The sequence below is a fragment of the Luteitalea sp. genome (genome assembly GCA_009377605.1).
Lineage (GTDB): Bacteria > Acidobacteriota > Vicinamibacteria > Vicinamibacterales > Vicinamibacteraceae > WHTT01.
Window position 1 is genome coordinate 43,365 of the sequence record WHTT01000037.1, and the last position, 17,305, is coordinate 60,669.

11 protein-coding genes are annotated in these 17,305 nt (G+C 65.2%); 6 read left to right on the top strand and 5 right to left on the bottom strand.

Annotated features, from left to right (window positions below; translation table 11 throughout):
- Positions 1-27: 27 nt before the first annotated feature.
- From GEV06_14120 to GEV06_14135, 4 genes are all read right to left on the bottom strand, one after another.
- A complete protein-coding gene (locus GEV06_14120; GenBank protein ID MPZ19031.1) occupies positions 28-2,211 on the bottom strand; it encodes an NHLP family bacteriocin export ABC transporter peptidase/permease/ATPase subunit in 2,184 nt (727 codons plus the stop codon).
- A gap of 311 nt (positions 2,212-2,522) precedes the next feature.
- Entirely contained in the window at positions 2,523-3,755 is a 1,233-nt protein-coding gene (locus GEV06_14125) for an NHLP bacteriocin system secretion protein (protein ID MPZ19032.1), read from the bottom strand.
- Positions 3,756-3,816: 61 nt separating this feature from the next.
- Positions 3,817-6,024, bottom strand: coding sequence for a hypothetical protein (locus tag GEV06_14130; protein MPZ19033.1), 2,208 nt, complete (start codon positions 6,022-6,024; stop codon positions 3,817-3,819).
- Positions 6,021-8,021: a hypothetical protein gene (locus GEV06_14135; protein MPZ19034.1), complete on the bottom strand. Its 2,001-nt coding sequence runs from the start codon at positions 8,019-8,021 to the stop codon at positions 6,021-6,023. The genes GEV06_14130 and GEV06_14135 overlap by 4 nt, the downstream gene beginning before the upstream one ends.
- 306 nt (positions 8,022-8,327) lie before the next feature.
- On the opposite strand from GEV06_14135, the gene GEV06_14140 reads away from it, so the two are divergent.
- From GEV06_14140 to GEV06_14165, 6 genes are all read left to right on the top strand, one after another.
- Positions 8,328-8,741, top strand: coding sequence for a hypothetical protein (locus tag GEV06_14140; protein MPZ19035.1), 414 nt, complete (start codon positions 8,328-8,330; stop codon positions 8,739-8,741).
- A 119-nt stretch (positions 8,742-8,860) separates the two neighbouring features.
- Positions 8,861-9,946 carry an AAA domain-containing protein gene (locus GEV06_14145; protein MPZ19036.1) on the top strand — a complete coding sequence of 362 codons (1,086 nt, stop codon included), beginning with the start codon at positions 8,861-8,863 and terminating at the stop codon, positions 9,944-9,946.
- Positions 9,947-10,155: 209 nt separating this feature from the next.
- Complete coding sequence (locus tag GEV06_14150) at positions 10,156-10,482, top strand: hypothetical protein (protein MPZ19037.1); 327 nt, start codon at positions 10,156-10,158, stop codon at positions 10,480-10,482.
- 118 nt (positions 10,483-10,600) lie between these two features.
- Complete coding sequence (gene lanM / locus GEV06_14155) at positions 10,601-13,870, top strand: type 2 lantipeptide synthetase LanM (GenBank protein MPZ19038.1); 3,270 nt, start codon at positions 10,601-10,603, stop codon at positions 13,868-13,870.
- A gap of 97 nt (positions 13,871-13,967) precedes the next feature.
- Positions 13,968-15,392, top strand: coding sequence for a hypothetical protein (locus GEV06_14160; protein MPZ19039.1), 1,425 nt, complete (start codon positions 13,968-13,970; stop codon positions 15,390-15,392).
- A 12-nt stretch (positions 15,393-15,404) separates the two neighbouring features.
- Positions 15,405-16,076 carry a cyclic nucleotide-binding domain-containing protein gene (locus tag GEV06_14165; GenBank protein ID MPZ19040.1) on the top strand — a complete coding sequence of 224 codons (672 nt, stop codon included), beginning with the start codon at positions 15,405-15,407 and terminating at the stop codon, positions 16,074-16,076.
- 7 nt (positions 16,077-16,083) lie between these two features.
- On the opposite strand, the gene GEV06_14170 is transcribed toward GEV06_14165, so the two are convergent.
- On the bottom strand, positions 16,084-17,109 hold the full coding sequence (locus GEV06_14170) for a hypothetical protein (protein ID MPZ19041.1): 1,026 nt from the start codon (positions 17,107-17,109) through the stop codon (positions 16,084-16,086).
- Positions 17,110-17,305 lie beyond the last annotated feature (196 nt).

The window sequence follows — 17,305 nt, forward strand, 5'->3', positions numbered from 1 at the left end:
CGGGGCGGCTCCCTCCGACGGAGGGCATCAGTGAAGGCTGATGAGGCGTTGGTAGGGGCCATCGATCTCCTTCATCTCCTCGTGCGTTCCGCGCTGTACCACGCGACCACGCTCCAGTACGATGATCTCGTCGCAATCTCGAATCGTGCTGAGTCGATGCGCGATGATGATGCAGGTGCAGCCGCGCCGGCGCATGTTGTCGTCGATCCACATCTCGGTTGTGGGGTCGAGCGCGCTCGTTGCTTCATCGAGCACGATAATCGACGGCTCACCCACGAGTGACCGTCCGATCTCGAGCCGCTGGCACTGACCGCCGCTGAAGTTACCACCGCCTTCCTCGACACGGGAGGCATACCCGCCTTCGCGTGCGCCGATCACATCATCGATGGCCGCATCCCGGCACGCTTGCGCCAAGCGGACGGGAGGGATGGTCGGATCCCACATCGTGACGTTGTCGGTGACGGTTCCGCCGAAGAGAAATAGCTCCTGGTCCACGACGGCGAGCGAGTTGACGACGAGGTCACGCGGCAGGGTCTCGCGTGCCACCCCGTCGAACAACACCTCCCCGCTCCAGGGCTTGTACAACCCAGACACCAGCTTGGCAATTGTTGATTTGCCGCTGCCGCTCCCGCCCACGAGTGCGACGCGGCGTCCAGGCTCGACGCTGAGATTGAAGTTGTCAATGAGCGGCTTGTCCAACGGACTGTAGCCGAACGTGACATCCTTGAGCTGGACCTGGCCAGACAGCTTGACGACCTTCCGCTGCGGCTCTTCCTCCTTTTCGACCTGTTCTTGCGCGTACTGCTCATCCTCGGGATATCGCAGGACGTCATCGAGCCGATTCATGTCCGCCTGCAGCTCCAGCAACATTGTGCCGAACTGTACGAAGTTACCGAGTGGGCGCGTGAAGCTGATGAGGAGCGTTTGATAGGCGACGAGCATGCCGACCGTGAACTCGCCGCCCATCACTTTGAGGCCGCCGAGCACCAAGACCGCCGCTGTGGAGGCGGTTTGGACAAAGGGGGGGACGGCGCTCGCGAGCTGCGAGAGGACGCCGAGCTCCTGCTCCGTGTTGATGCTCTTGGCGTAGTACCCAGCCCAGCGTCCGAAGAACTCGCCCTCCGATCCGGTCGCCTTGAGGGTCTCGATCATGCGCAGACCGTTCATGGCGGTGCCCATGAGCTTGCCTTTGTCCTGCCTGAGGCGGCGGCTGGCGTCGACACGGGCTCGCGCCGCGAGCTTGATCGCGGCGACATTGCACATCGCGATCAGGATCACGGCGCAGGTGAGGGCAACGTCGTACCAGAACATGAGCAGCGTGTAGAAGATCGTCATCACGCCGTCGATGACCGTCGTCGCGAGCCTTCCAGAGATGACCCGCGCGACCTTGTCGTTGATCTGGACACGCGACCCGATCTCGCCCGCGAACCGTTGGCCGAAGTAGGCGGCAGGCAGCCGGAGGATGTGGTTGAAGAATCGGCTCGACGTGGAAAGCGCGAGCTTCGTTTCGAGACGAAGGAGGTAGTAGCGCTGCAGCCACGTCAGCAGCCCCTGCACGATGATCGTGGCGACCATGAAGACGAGCAGCGGCCGAATGAGCCACGCCTGATTGCCAATGAGGTAGTCGTCGATGAAGATCCGAGTAAAGGTCGGAATGACCAGCCCGGGAACGACCAGGAACAGACCGCACAGCATCACGAACATCAGCGCCTGCTCCGACCCCACGAGCCGCCGCCGCAGGGCGGGCACCATGTTCGGCGGATCGCCGCCCGGCTCGAACGCCGGCCCCGGCTTGAACGTCAGGACGACGCCGGAATAGGAGCCATCGAGCTCTTGGAGCGAGATCGCGCGCGGCCCTTGCGCTGGGTCGTTGAGATAGGCTGCCTTCTCGTCGAAGCCATCGAGGACAACGAAGTGATTGAAGTTCCAGAAGAGAATGACCGGTAGCTCGAGCGCATAGAGCTTTGAGAGCTCCTCGTACTTGTAGCCCTTGGCGTCGAGACCGTACTTTCGTGCGGCCCGCAGCACGTTGCTGGCCTTGCTGCCGTCGCGCGACACGCCGCACTCGTGCCGCAGCTCCTCGAGCGGGACCCAGCGACCGTAGTGGGCCAGGATGCTCGCGAGCGCGGCCGCACCACATTCCACCGCCTCCATCTGGAGGACGGTGGGCGTCTGCACGCGGCGCGCAGGCGGCGTCGGAACCGCGGGCATCGACGCCTCGGCAAGCTGAGCGTCCGCGCCGCCCCCTGGGAGGGCGTCCAGCCGACGCCTCAGTCTCGCGGGTCGGAGGCGACGAAGGAGAGGAAGGGCGGATCCACGAAACGCACGGAGGGCACCACGGAAGGAGCCATGAAGGACACGAAGAGCGCGAAGAAGTGGGTCAACCAACCGACGTTGTCGAGAATCGCGTGGACCGAATGGCGTCGCCATTGGCGTTCTCTACTCTCGTCTCCAGTAGCCTTGCGCTCACACCTAGCCCTCGCCCCCGCCCGGCCTTGCCTCTGACCGCTGACGCCTGATCTCTACGAAGCACCGAGCGTGCTGCGAATCAACGGTAACACGTAGGTGATCGGCGCGCGCCGGTCGACAATCACCGAGACGGTCACCGGCGTGCCGCCAACGATCCGAAACGGCGGGCCTTCCGACGAGGACCACGTGAAGCCGCTCGGTGTCTTGCGGTTCTCGACGAGATCGGCCCTTACCTCGAATGTTGCGCCCTCCGCGCTCAGCTGCTGGGCGAGGGTCTGGTTGGCTGTTGTCGCCAAGATCATCTCGGGAGACACGGGGTATGCGCCGACGTGACTCACCGACGCCCTCAAGAAGCCGTACTCCTCGCGCTTGACGTTTGTCGGCGAGACCTCTGCCTCCATCCCTAGGTTGATCCGCTTGCCGGAGTTCGCGCTGACGTAGACGATCGGCTCGAAGCTCGACGAGGAAGGCTCGATGATGGCGACAACCTCACCGTTGCGGACGCGATCCCCAACGCGCTTGTTGACTTCGATGACGCGACCGGCCACACGGCTGATGAGGCGCGTGCGGGATGCCGCTGTCGAGAGCGTCTGTTCCAGGCCCTCCTCGGCGAGCACGACGCTGGTGTCCCTGGAGCGTCGTCGCTGCTCGATGCTGACGAGGACGGACCGTTGGCCATTGATCTGTGTCCGCAGCGCGGTGAGACTGCCATTGAGGCTCAGCGCTTGCTGCTCGAGCTGCTGGACGCGTGATTTGGTGACGAGCCCCTTGGTCAGCAGGGCGCGCTTCGACTTGAGGTCCTCTTCGAGAGCGGCGAGCTGCCCACGGACACGCTTGATGTCCGCCTCGTAGTTGGCGATGTTGGCACGCGCCTGTGAGATCTGCTGTGTGTCGTCGACGAGGGCCGCATCGCGTTCGGCGACTGCCTCGTCGTGTCGAACCTGCGCCTCACTGATCAATTCATCGGTGCCTTGCCCCGCGACCTCGCCGACCACTTGACCCGGCTCGACGGTCTCGCCGACACGCGTCTCCAGCTGCACGAGGCTCCCGTCACCCGGCGCGCGGATCTCCCTGAGGCTGCCGCCGCCAATCAGCATGCCGTAGCCGTCGACGCGTTCCGGAATGGTCGCGAAGATACTCCAGATCAAGACGGCGATCAGCACACCGCCGATGGTCCAGAGCGCCACCCACCCCAACGGCGAGGTGACCTGCATGAGCGTATCGAGCCGCTCCGGTGACGCAAGCTTGTCGAGCGCTGCTTTTCGGAAGAGCCGATGCTGTTCCATCGCCTCCCTCCACCATTCGACTCGCCTGACAGGCCGCCCCTGGGCGGCCTGTCAGGCTCGCTCATGGCAAGCTGACGAAATCTGTCGCCGAGAACTGTACAGCTTCGGCGTCCGTTCCCTCATTGGCGAACGAGACTATTTCACCCGCTTCGTATTTCAGACGTGCGAGCGTGCTGAAATACAGCTGTAACTGACGCACGAGCGTCAACTGGTCAGTGGTGGCCTCGTCTTCGGTCACGAGCGCGTCGATGAGCGTGATCTCGCCCGCTTCGAAGAGCTGACGGCTCCCGTCACGGGTCTCGAGGACGTTCTCGACGACCTCGCGATAGTGTTCCACTGCCTCCCTCGTCGTCTGCATGGTATTGCGGACCTCGACAACGTTTTGCCGAATCACGCGCTCAGTGTCGGCGAGCTCAATCTCGGCCGACCGCAATGTCGCCTCGGCTTGCGCCAGCCGGCCCTTGGCGCGATTGTTCCCGAACGGAAAGCTCACCGTGAGCTGCGCGACCACGAACGGTTCCCATCGTCCCAGCATCGATCGGTACACGCCGCGCGGCGAGTAGTATCGCGCGGGGGAGTCCCGCTCCGGTAGCGGCTCGAAGTCACTGTAGATCGGATCTTCCTCATCGGGAAGGAACCGTGGAAACGGGCTCTCGTAGAGGTTGCTGAAGCCGCCGCTGAGATTGAAGGTGAACGTGCGCCGGAGGTTGGCCCGCGCGGCCCGCGCCAGCGCGTCCGAGGCTTCGCGCACCCGCTCGAGGGCACGCGTGTCGCGGCGCCGAGACGAGGCGAGCCTGAGCAGATCGTCGAGCACCGGCGCGCCACTGGGCGGCTCGGCAAATGCCTCGCTCGCGAGAGGCGTGTCGTCGAGCGTGTCGACGTCGAGCCCGGCCGCTTCCACCAAGCTGATCCGGGCCTCCGCGAGCGCTGTCCGTGCCTCTCTGAGCGAGCTGGAGAGACTCGCGGCGCGTGCCTGCGCCCGTGCGAGGTCGATCTTTGGCAGCTCCTCCGCGGTGACGAGCTGCGCGGTGAGCTTGACGTAATCCGCGTGGCGCGCGGCCGATTCCTCGAGCAAACGGACGCTCTCATGCGCTGCGACGAGGTTCAGGTAGGCCAAGACCGTGCGATACACCTCCTCGGCGACCGTGTGGCGCATCTGTTCGGTGCGCGCAACGGAGGTGGACGCTGCAGAGCGCTCGGGACCCGCCACCGCCGTGCTGCCAAAACCATTGCCGAGGGGAATGTCGAGCGCCAACGAGGCGTGCGAGGGAAAGCGCGGCGGGAGGCCCATTCCGCCGTGGGTGGGGTCCATGATCTTGTCGCGGTAGTTCTCCTCTTCGCTCTGCACCAGGAGGCTGCCGCTCACGGTGAGCCCGCTGCGGAACGGCTTCGTGAACCCAGCACTGAGTGAAAAGCTGCGGCGAAACTGATCTTCTGGTAGCGGGCCGAGCCGCTCCAGGCCGAGCCGCGCACGAGTGGCCACTGCCTCGGAGATTTCCTCGAGCAGCGGAAATGTCTCGTTGAGGGCTTGCGAGCCGCTGATGAGCGCGCCTTCGAGGCCCAGATCTCCGGCAAGGTTGATCCGCCTGAACAACCTGTCCAGCAGGCGTTGCTCGAGGCTGCCATTGAGCTGTTGCGAGCAGAGATCGCGAAACCCAGACAGCATGTCTTCCAGGTCGCCCGTGGGGGAAAGCGGCAGCTCGCGACCACCCTGAAGCGCCTGCTCTACCTGCTCAACGAGGTCGAAGGTCAGAAGCCCCGGCTGGCGGTTGACGCCTGGAGGCAGCGCAAACAGAATCGCGCCGGTGTCGAGATCGATGTCGAACGGACAGGGTGGTGGGTCCGGGTGGAGACCCGCGATGGCGTCCCGCATGGCAACGTTGAGATCGGTGAAGCTGTCGGCGATCACGTCCAGAACGCGACGCTTTTGTTCTTCCGCGTCCAACAAGAACGGGAGCACCGGCTGCTGCGTGTATTCGAAACCGACTCCTGTGCGGACGGCCAGGTCGAACACGCCACGCTCCGCTCGATGAAGGCCAGCCGCGATGCGTGCGGCCTGCGCCGCTTGCACGATGCGCGGTTGGTGGCGAATTGTGAGCTGCACGGCCTCCGCGAGCGTGATTCGAGGTCCCGAGGGCGCCGGAGCCTTGGCGTCGGGCACGAAGAGATCCGCCGCCAGGACGCTCACCTCCTGGGCCGCACCTTGGTCTGGGAGCATGACTGTGAGCGCACACGCCACGACGAGCGTGATTGCCGAACGAGAGCTCACGGCTGACTCCCGTCGCCTCTGGTCGGCACAGTGACCAGCGCGTCGAGAGCAGGGGCGGTGTCGGCGGTCACCAACGTTGCGGTCTCGAATCGGAGCTGGGCGATGAGCTGTGCCGCTGCCTGGCGCGCGGCCACATGGGCAAGGTCGGCGTCGGTTCGTTGCTGCTCGGTCAAGAGCGTGTCGATGAGCGTCGCCTCACCCGCTCGGAACCGTTCGACCTCGCCTTCGAGCGTGGTCGCGTAGGCCTCGACGGCGGCTCCGGCTTCCTGGACGCGTGCGAGCGTTTCTGCCAGCGATTGCGCCGTGCGGACCACGCCGAGCTTGATCAGTCGTCGCGTGTCGCGGGCCACGATTTCGAGCTCCCGGCGCTCCGCTTCCCGGACCAAGAGCTGTCCCTTGGCCAGGTTGTTGCCGAGGGGCTTCTCGAAGTCCAGCTGGAAGCTGGCGCTCGGCCCAACCCAGCGGTCGACGGCATCCGAGACGCTGCGCTCGGCAAGCGCCGTGTACCAACTGCTGGCCGTCAGATCGATCTGCGGGCGGAGGTTCGTCGCCGCGCCGCGCTCGAGAATGGCGCCCGCTTGCTCGCGCCGGCTCGCGGCGGCCAAATCCCGCCGCTCTTCCACGGTCTCTGTCGGAATCTGCTGCAACCATGCCTGAAGCGCGGCGCGATCTGGAGCGCTCGGGAATGTATCCCGGGCTCGCGGCAGCGTCGCATCATCGCCGGTGGTGCTGACGCCCAAGACGCGTGCGAGCTCGGCCCTCGCCTCGTGAAGCGTTCGCCGCGATTGGTTCAACCGCGCGTTCGCACGAGCAGCGCTGGCGCGCACCCGCGCCGCTTCAATCTCCGGAAGCTCGCCCCCAGTGACCAGCGCTTGGGTCGCCTTCAGGATTTCCTCGTGCAAATCGACCGAGCGAGTCGCAATGTCCACCGAGTCCTGCGCGGCGCGGAGGTTCCAATACGCTTGAATGGCGGTGAGCACGGTGACGGCACGCTCGTGCGCGAACGCGAGCCGACTCGCATCGAGGTCGACATGCGCCGCACGTTCAGCGGCGCCCGTCGCGTCGGCACCACGCCGGCGTCCGAGCGGTACGAGCAGGTTTGCACCTGCCCGGAACGTGAAGAGATCCTCCAATCCCTTGCCGCCGAGCTCGGCCGAGCGCGGCTTGCCCTTGAAGTTCGTGCCTTCGATTGTGCCGTCGAGAAACGGCCCGACAGTGATACCCGAGCGGAACAGCCGGGAGAGCTCGACGTGGGCGAGTCCGTCGTAGAAGACTTCGTCGTTGGGCACGTCGCTAAGATTGCGCAGCGTCTGCTCGGTGCGGTTGACGTCGTCCACCACGCCTTGAAGTCCGTCCCGTGCGCCCCTGATGGAGTCGTTGAGGAAGTCGTTGCGAATGCGGAGCAGCTCGGCCCGCTCCGCCGGGCCGGCCGACGTGATGAGCTCGTCGAGGATCTCCAGTTGCGTGCCCAAGAACTGGTCGATCTCGCTGATTCGCCGCGCCTGCTCGTCCCCGGGAGGGGCGCGCCTCACAGCCTCGAGCCTCCGCAACAACACCTGCGCCTCTTGCCGCGCCTGCGTATCCTCATCGAGATTCTCTTGGAGCGTCCGTCGTTGTGTGCGCTGTGATTCCTTCCGCGTTTCGGTGAGCTCCTGCAGGCGATACTCATACGAAGCGAGCGCGTTCAACGTCAGATCGAACGGGCCACGTTGCTCCTGCGCTTGGCCCTCGCGCTGGCGCACGTCCTCGCGGGCGAGCTGGAGATTGGGGTCATGCTCGAGCGCCAGCCGTACCGCGTCGACGACGCCGATGCCTGTCGCATCGAATGTCACGATCGGTGGCTGTTCCGAGGTGCCATCGGCCGTGGTAGGAGGGGTGCGTGCCGGTGACCGCTCCTGGGGAGCTGCGGCCGCGGGCGCCGCGCCGTCGGACGAAACGGCGAGCATCACCGTCAGCACGAGAGTCAACTGTAGACAGAGGGCGGGGCGACGAGTCATGAATCCTCCTCGAGCGCGGGCTGTGGGTCCAATACTCTTCTGCTCGTAAGCAGTCCGTCGCGCCCGGCATGAACGGTTGGCGATTCTACCAAAGAAACTGCGAGCATCCGGCAGCCGGACATGGGTGCCGCTCAGGTGCCTCTTATCGATGAGGTGTCGCGCGAGATCAGGGAAGCGCCTGCCTGGTGGGAAATTGCCGGTGTTACTCCGGTGTGCTAGGCTGGGCGTTCGGGCCGCTGGCAGCCGTGAGAGGTGTCAGGAGGTGGACGGGATCGCGCGGTGTCGTGGCGGGACCGAGAGGGAGTAATGGGGAGTACGGCTCGTCGCGTGTCTCGCGTCTCACATCGACGGATCTGGCTCGGCCTGATTTTGATGGGCTGTGCCGGTTGTGCCGATTCGCCCGTCGGTCCGTCCCTGAGCGCCGTCACGGTGAGTGACGTGCGCTTGCGGCCGACGACCGAGAATGCCACGCTGTGCTGCTGCCGCGTCCTTGCCACCAGCGCGAACCGCAACAGCGTGCCTGTTCATGTGACGGTCAAGTTTGCGGCCCATGACGACCAGCGTGAGCAGCCGCTGTCACGGATCCTCTATTTCATCAAGGATTTTCAGCCGGACACGGAGCGGGCAATCGAGGCGTCCGGATTCTTCCTGCCGTGCGCAGCCATCCGCGATGTGCGAATGGAGATCGATGTAACGGGAATAGCGGATCCGCCCTTCTAGAAACAGAGATCGGGAATCAGGAATCGGGAATCCGGGGGAGGCCGGGATCAGGGAGCTGTAAGCGAGAACAGGATGCGGTCATCGTGACGTCCTACGCGCCTATTCTTCGGGGGTCGACCATGCCGGACAGGCGCGGCATGAGTGAGACCGCTGTGCGTCTGCGCGCGCTGTCGGCTGAACAGTGGGGTGAGCAGCGCGCGCTCGATATGATTGGGTTGTCGCCTGCCCTGAGCGAAGCGCAAGCCAAGGTCGAGAAGATCGCGCGCTATCGAGAGCCCGTCCTGATCACCGGAGAGAGCGGCTCTGGCAAGGAGCTGTTCGCGCAGGCCATCTACCTGCTCGGCCCGAGCAGAGGGCAGCCCTTCGTTGCCGCCAACTGTCCACAGTACCAAGAAGGCGATCTCACCGTCAGTGAGCTCTTCGGCCATACGAAAGGGAGCTTCACGGGTGCGGTCGCCGATCGAAAAGGTGCGTTCGAGGAAGCCGACGGCGGCGTCATCTTCCTGGACGAGATTGCCGATCTCCGCCCCAGTGCACAGATGATGCTGCTGCGTGCGCTCTCGACCGGCGAGATTCGCCCACTGGGTGCCACGCGATCGCGGAGTGTCGATGTGCGCGTCGTGTCAGCAACCAACGGTCATCTGAACCATCTGGTCGCGACCAAGCAGTTCAGATTCGATCTCTTGTTTCGCCTTCGACAGTTTCACATTGCCATCCCCCCGCTCCGCGAGCGCGGCGATGACTGGCGGCTGCTGACCGACTTCTGGCTCGACAGGCTGGCGGCCAAGTACGGCGTCGCCAAGCGCTTCTCCGCAGCCTCGCTCAAGCTGCTCGGGACGTACGATTGGCCCGGCAACGTGCGCCAGCTCATTGGCGTCGTCAAGACCGGTTATGCGATGGCGGATGACGATGTGATTGAACCGGCGGAGTTTGTCTCGTATCTCGAAGAATCTGAGGGCATGCGCTCGGCTGAACAGCCGAGCCTCTACGAGCGGATCGTCAAGCAGGAGGAGCCGTTCTGGACCGTCGTTTACGAGGCTTTCATCCGGCGCGACCTGAACCGTTCCCAAGTTCGCGGACTTATCAAGGCCGGCCTCAACGCCTCCGGCGGGAACTACAGACGGTTGCTGGAGCTCCTCCGCCTGCCGGCGTCCGACTACCAACGGTTCATGGACTTTCTTCGCCATCACGATCTCAAGCCGTGAGCATCCATGGTCGAGCTCCATCAGTTGGAGGCCTCACGCCAACACACGAGAGCATGCGGTCCTGTGCTCATCGACCAAAACCCTTGAGTGACAGAGAGTTGACTCCAGGAGTGCCATCTGGCACGCGGGTTGCTCAAGAAGGTGGCGTGTGCGCGGACGGGCCGCGCGCCAGCACAAAATTGGAAACAGACTCAATCAGGAGGACCGAAATGGCACAGAAGATGACTCGCGGCGAGGTTCAGGATCTGCTCGGCAAGTTCGCTACCGAGGATGCGAAGTATCGCGAGGCTCTGCTGGCTGACCCGAAGGGCATCATGGAGCGTCAGCTCAACACGTCGCTGGGCAACTTCAACGTGAAGGCTGTCCAGGACACGGCTGACACGATTCACATCGTCGTGCCGCACGTCGCTGCTGAGGGTGAGCTGAGCGACGCGGATCTCGAGAAGGTCGCAGGCGGCTTCTTCGACGGCGGCGACGTCAACGTCGACTGCGAGGCGCGGCAGGGCGGCGCCAGCGTCATCCAACTCAGCCTGTAGTCAGTGCTCGTCTTTCGGCGGTGGGGGTGCGACGCTTGCATGTCGCACCCCGCCGTCTCTCTTTAGGTAGGGCCGCCTCGCCGAGGCGGCCGTCATCTGTCCCCAAAGTACCTCGCGCGTGACCATCGATGAACGGCAGCAGCTCACGCTTGGCGCCTGCACGGTCTTCGAGCGCGCCGCGCTCGCTAGAGCACAGACCCCACCTCGAGAGACATTCATCGTCAGCGAGCAAGCCGCCCTCTGCCTCCGCGCGTGGCTCCAGACAGTCTCGCCAGGCGACCCCGCAGCGTTCGAGCGCCGGCTCGGTTGGGACGGTCTGGATCTCTCGACGGTAACGGCGGGGCTCTCCATGTCCGCCGGTGGGCTGCCAGAGCCTGACTGGCTGCGCTACGTCGAGGAGGTCATCCTGCTCGCGCCGAGCGTGGCCGATGAGTTGCGCCACCGCCAGCTACCAGAGAGTGAGTTGTTCGACGCGGAGGAAGGGCCACCGTTCGTGGACCTCCTGGTGCCCGCTCTGCGCGTGAGCAGACGCGCCCGCCGGGCCGCTGTCCCGGCAGGCACGATCGACGCAGTGCTGTCACCCGTGGCGATCGAGGAGCTCGAGAGGCAGCTGTTACGCGATCTCTCCGGTCTCGCGGCGCTCGCGATGCTCGAGGATTTCAAGCAGGAACGCACAGCGCATTCCGAGAGCTATGCCGCCTTCACAGACCGGATGCTCAGCGGTAGCCTCACGGCATTCTTTCTGCGCTATCCGGTCCTTGCGAAGCAGTTGGCGTGGAGTATCGGTCGGTGGGTGCGGACGACGACCGAGCTCGTGCACCGTCTTGAGGAGGACCGCGATGCGATCACTCGTGAATTCGGCGGCGGAGGGCCGCTCGGGCGCGTTCAGTCGCTCGAGCCGGCGCTGTCGGATCCGCACGACGGTGGCTCCCGGGTCATCGCGCTCCAGTTCGAGTCGGGCCAGCGACTCATCTACAAGCCAAGACATGTCGACCTCGAGCGCGTCTTCGGCGAGCTCGTCGAGTGGCTAGCCTCTCGCGGTCTGGAGCCACGCCAGCGGAGCGCGCGCCTGCTCGACCGTCAGGGGTACGGGTGGATGGAGGTCGTCGATGAGGAGCCGTTCTCCAACGTGGACGAGGTCAGGCGCTACTACCGACAGAGCGGCGGGCTGCTCTGTCTCGCGCATGTGCTACGTGCCGAAGACCTTCACATGGAGAACGTCGTCGCGACGCGTGACGGTCCCGTGCTGATCGATCTGGAGCTGACGTTGCAACCCCTGGCTCCTGCTGTGGCCCCGAACAGACCGGCAGGCAGCGCGGCTCTCGAGCACGAACCGCCTGCCGGCGACAATTGCCTGACGAGTGGCCTTCTGACGTTCATCGATGGATCGGAACGGGTCTTCGACATGGGAGGGCTGCGCGGCACGGGAAGAGGGGCGACAGCAATTGCGCGTCGAGCATGGCGCGCACTCGGAACCGATGCCATCGGCTACGTCGACGAGTGGACCTTCGAGACCCGCGTCAGAAATCAAGTGGTGCTCGACGGGGTACGGCAGCGCCCAGACGACTACGCAGACGAGGTCTGCCGCGGGTTCGAGGACGCGTATCGCTTTCTCATGACCCATCGCGACGAGCTCGGGGCGCCGGACGGCCCGCTGTCTCGCTTTTCTGGCTGCGTCAGCCGCGTGCTCCCGCGATCCAGCAGTCAGTACGGATTGTTGAGGTACGTGCTGGTGCGGCCGCAGTACCTGAAGGATGGCTGCCGCTGGAGCGCCGCGCTCGATGCGCTCAATCGAACGCTCAGCCAGGCACGGGAACGACCCGCGTTCTGGCCTCTCGTGGTCGCCGAACGAGGGGCGCTCGAAGCGCTCGACATTCCACGTTTCACCGTCGTGACCAACGAGACGGCGATCCGCGCCGGCGGGAAGCCGGTCATGAGCGGCTATTTCCGACAGTCCGGTCTGTCAGCGGTACACGATCGGCTCAATCGCCTATCGGCAGACGATCTACGCGTTCAGCTCGATTACTTGGACCGAGCCCTGCACGAAGCAGTTCACACCCGGTTCGAGACCGAACCCCCTGCCGCGCAACGTGACACCGAGGAAGGGGGATCGCCCGCCGTTCTGGTGGCTCACGCAGCATGGATCGGAGCGGAGCTGCTCCGGCACAGCGGGCGGCGACGACCGGCTCACGGCGAGCCCTCGAAACGCCTGGCTCTGGAGCCGGCTCCTCACCACCACCTGTACGATGGGAGTGTTGGGCTGCCGATCTTCCTCGCCGCGCTCTCGGTGACCACTGGTGATGAGCGGTGGCGTACGGCCGCGCGCGATGCCGTTCGACCGCTCAGGGCAGCGGTCGATGGCAACGACAGCAAGTGGGCAGAGGATGCCATCGGCGGCACCTCCGGCCTCGGCTCCATCGTCTATGGCCTGACGACGGTCGGGAGCTTGCTGGGAGATACGGCTTGTCTCGAGCTGGCACTCCGAGTTGCGGCCCGGCTGACCCTCGCACGCGTTGATTCGGATGCGGCGCTCGACGTGACGAGTGGCGCCGCCGGCGCCATACTCGGCCTGCTCGCGTTGCATCGCGAAACCGGCGAAGCGTCGTTGCTCGCACAGGCAGTGCACTGCGGCGAGCATCTCTGCGCCTGCAAGCTTTCGTGCAAAGAGGGCGCCGCGTGGCGGACTGCGGACGGCCGCGTGTTCACTGGCTTTGCGCATGGCGTCGCGGGCATCGCGTACGCGCTTGGCCGGTTGTTCGAGGTGAGCGGGGACGAGCGCTTCCGTCTCGCCGCCGCGGAAGGATACCGCTACGTCGCCTCACGCTTCCTGCCTGGACAGGCGAAGTGGCCCATCATCGACGCCTCGAACGAGCGCCGCCCCGCGAGCGCGCCTGACACTGGTGCGGCGACAATGACGGCCTGGTGCCACGGGGCGCCGGGCATCGGCCTTGCAATCGGGCTGGCGAGTGTCGACGTTGTCGACGCGGCACTGCGCGATCAGCTCGATCGAGTGATTGCGAGGGGCGGTGCGGGCTCCTCGTTGCATCGAAGCGATCACCTCTGCTGCGGCAACTTGGGCAGAGCCGAGGCACTGCTCACCGTGGGCCGACGCCTCGTGCGACCCGACGTCGTGCAGGCAGCCGCGCACCTGGCGCGGCGCGTCACTGAGCGGGCGCGCGCGAACGGCCACTTCTGCCTCACCTCCGACCGGTTCACGTACCGCATCTGGGATCCGGGCTTTTTTCGCGGACTGTCAGGCATTGGATACGCGTTACTGCGTTTCGCCATGCCTTGGCGCTTGCCCTCCGTCGTGGCGTTCGAGGTACCACCGAACACGTTTCCCGCAACAGCTCCCCGCCCAACCGCTGAGACGCGTCGGCTGGGCTGACCGTGCGCGGGCTGTGTGCTATAAGATGCGCGGACCGGTCGGTGCGGCGTGGTGCCGCGCGAGGTTTCAGCGTAGGCGTCTCTTCGAGGAGCCCTTGGTGCGTCGAACGACAGAGCGTCTCGTCGATAGCCTGATTCTCGCGGCCGCGAGCCTTGTCGCCACCCTTGGCGTCGCTGCCCCGGCACACGGACAAGCGCCACCGCTCGCGCGGCTGATTCCGACAGCCTTGGCCGATGCTGCGCGGGCCGACAACTTCCGAACCCCAGACGACCATACCCGACACTTCGTGACCGGGACGGATCTCACACCGGTGCCGGCGGAGTTGAACGCAGCTCTGGCACTCCAGGTGACGACGTTTCCAGTCAATCTCGCCTGGCAGGGCCGCCCGAGCACCGCTCTCGACGGTGACGCTGAGGACCCAGCGCGCCTGCCGGTGCCGCGCTCATCGTTTGCGGAGCGCGCCACCACGCTCGGGCAGGACTCGTTGAGCTTTGGGTTCGTACAGCAGTCGTTGCACTACAGGGCGCTCGACGGCCTCGACATCGAGGATGGCGAGATTCGATTCTTCCTCCAGCACAACGACTGTTGCGGGCCGGGAGATGCACCGTCCAGCCCGACCGATCTTCGGCCCGCGTTCGAGCGAGACGTATTGGAGGAGGCGCTGTCGGTCGACATCGACCGGAACGTGTTTGCATTCCTCCTGAACTATGGCGTGGCTGACCATCTCGACGTTGGTATTGTCGTCCCGCTGGTGAAGGTCGATGTCCGCACTCGTGTGACCTCACGCCTGTGGCGCACGGCGTCGGCTAACTCGCCGACCACCCACAAGTTCGATCCATTGGAGCTGCAGCATCGCACGAGTTACGCCAGTGGGGACGCCGCCGGCCTCGGCGATCTCGTGCTCCACGGAAAGTATCGGTTCCTGGAAACAGCAGGCGGAGGGATGGCGGCGAGCCTGAACGTGACCCTGCCGACTGGAGAGGCAGAAGAGCTGCTCGGCTCCGGTGTCACTCGGACCGAGGGGCGCGTGATTTGGTCGGAGCGGTTTGGGCGAGTGGGGACGCACGTCAACGCGAGCTACACGAGATCAACCGGCGAGTTGCCCGCTGCATACGACGCCCCCGCCGATGCAGCGAGCGCGGACGTGGTGCGCCCACCGGTGGATTTGACGGTGCCCGATGAGATTGGTGCCGTCGCTGGCGTCGATATCCCACTGGTGCGCCGTGTTGCTGTCTCTGCCGACGTCGTCATGCGTCACCTACGCGGCCTCTCGCGCTTGGCCGCGGGCGAGACCACGTTTCCATCGCGCGGCCCTGGGGCGCTACCTTCGGCGGCATTCGTCGCTGCGGACGACCTGCAGATGACCGGTCGCGGGCTCGACGTCACACAGCTCTTCGTGGCTGTTGGCGCTCGCGCGCACCTGGGCGGGCTGCTGGTCCTGAATGCCGATGTGCTGTTTCCGCTCGCCGACCAGGGCCTGGTGCCACGTGGCGCAGTTGTCGGCTTCAGCCTAGCTTACTGACCTGATTCAATAGTGTCTGAGTCCATCGAAATCAACAGCGGTGACTTCGTCTTCCGGGAGGGCGAGGCGGGCGGTGAGCTCTACGTGATCGAGGAAGGCCAGGTGGAGCTCATCGCGGGTCCGCACGACCAACGGCGGACGACACTCGATGTTGGCGACTTCTTCGGTGAGCGATCGCTTCTCGACGATGTGCCGCGGGAGGTGTCTGCGCGAGCTCTCACCCGCTGTCGACTGCTTCGTCTCGACCGTGCAGGCTTCTCGGAGATCGTCCGACAAAGCCCCGAGATCGCGGTGCTGATGGTTCGCCATCTGAGCCGGCGCCTCGGCTCGGGTGGAACCGAGATGCCCTCGTCCGCCGTGTTCCTGCACGAGGCGTCGGAGACCGCGATTCCGCTACACCCGCAGTGCACCATCGGCCGGGTCGACCGATCGACGGGTGTGGCGCCCGACGTGGACCTCACGCCATTCGATTCGGACAAGACATTGAGCCGGCGCCACGCGAAGGTCGCGATGAGGCCCGACGGCTACTATCTGCGAGAGGATGAAGGGCGCAACGGCACCTTCGTCAATGAACGGCGCCTCGATCCGGGCGTCGAAGTCCGACTCGCGGATGGCGATCGTCTGCGCTTCGGCTTCGTCCACGTCGTGTTCCGCCTGGCCAGTGGTTCTGACAACACCCCTTGAAGCCCGATCAGCGGATCGTGTTGCCGCCCTGGTCGTCGAAGCGACCCTTGCCGCTGGTCTCGACTCCTCCGCGGAGCTCGCTGTCCTGCGCGCTTGCCACGGCCATCCCCGCGACGCGAAGCGCGCCCCGCCGGCCGTCCACGACGCTGTCGAGCAGTTGGACCTCGGCGTCGCCGCGGACCTCAACGCCGTACTCGCCGCCCGAGATCTCGCTGTTCGTGAGGATGAGTCGGCAGCTGCCGGAGGCCTCGATGGCATTGCCCGTCGCTTCGAGCACAATGTTGTCGAGCTGCAACTCCTGCGTCGCCCCGCACGTGATCGGGGAAGTGACCCGACGACGGCCCGCGCTCGAGCTCGCCCCGGCGGGCGGCGACGACGGTGGCTCTTCGGGCAGCGCCGCGTCGCGGTCAGTGTCTTCCGACTCCCCTTCTGCGGTGACGCTCAGGCCACCAGCATCGCCACCAACGGTGACCCGTCTTCCACCGGCGTCAACCGTGATGCCATCGGCTCCGGTCTTGACATCCGCGCGCTTTCCTTTGCTCTGTGCGGTGAGTTGGGTCCCCCCGTCGGGAGTGGCCTTGAGCTCTGCTCGCTTCCCCTCGGCGCCAGCCGTCAATCGCGCACCGTCGGAGGCCGGCTCTTCAGGAGACTCCGAGGGAGGCCCACTCTCCGGCATGGGTGCGCTCGACGCGGTTCCTGGCTGTCCGGAGCGCGGGGCTTCTGCGGGGGCCTCGTCGCGTGCCGACGGCGCGTCACCCTCTTCTGGGAGATCGAGCACAAGACGTCCGTCGTCGAGATCGTCCGGCGTCACCGTAATGACGCGATCGACACTCTTGACGCGAACGGTGAGTATCTTGGCCTCCGCGTCGGTCGCCATCAATTCGAGATCCGGATTGTTCTTGACGGCAATCGTGAGCGCTTCGAGCGAATCGTCACGTGACGTGCTCTGCGCGCATGCTCCTGCGATGAACGTGGCAGCCAGGCACGTGCACACGATTGCGACGCGAGCGATAGATTGTTGAGACCTGGTCATGTGAACCTCCAGGTGCAGCCGGCGAAGGGCACGAGGGGTCTAAAGACCCCTCGCTACGTTCCACACATAGTATCCAATTCGTGCCAAATCAGTTTGGCGTAACTTTGGCACGCGTCCTAATCGTCGTACCGGACGAGGAGGGCTGTCACATTGTCGCGACCGCCGCCCTCGAGCGCCTGCGCCAGCAAACGTTCGG

Excerpts from the sequence above, each read along its gene's own strand:
- GEV06_14120 (MPZ19031.1), bottom strand. The coding sequence starts at position 2,211 with ATGCCCGCGGTTCCGACGCCGCCTGCGCGCCGCGTGCAGACGCCCACC.
- GEV06_14125 (MPZ19032.1), bottom strand. The coding sequence starts at position 3,755 with ATGGAACAGCATCGGCTCTTCCGAAAAGCAGCGCTCGACAAGCTTGCG.
- GEV06_14135 (MPZ19034.1), bottom strand. The coding sequence starts at position 8,021 with ATGACTCGTCGCCCCGCCCTCTGTCTACAGTTGACTCTCGTGCTGACG.
- GEV06_14140 (MPZ19035.1), top strand. The coding sequence starts at position 8,328 with ATGGGGAGTACGGCTCGTCGCGTGTCTCGCGTCTCACATCGACGGATC.
- GEV06_14145 (MPZ19036.1), top strand. The coding sequence starts at position 8,861 with ATGCCGGACAGGCGCGGCATGAGTGAGACCGCTGTGCGTCTGCGCGCG.
- GEV06_14150 (MPZ19037.1), top strand. The coding sequence starts at position 10,156 with ATGGCACAGAAGATGACTCGCGGCGAGGTTCAGGATCTGCTCGGCAAG.
- GEV06_14170 (MPZ19041.1), bottom strand. The coding sequence starts at position 17,109 with ATGACCAGGTCTCAACAATCTATCGCTCGCGTCGCAATCGTGTGCACG.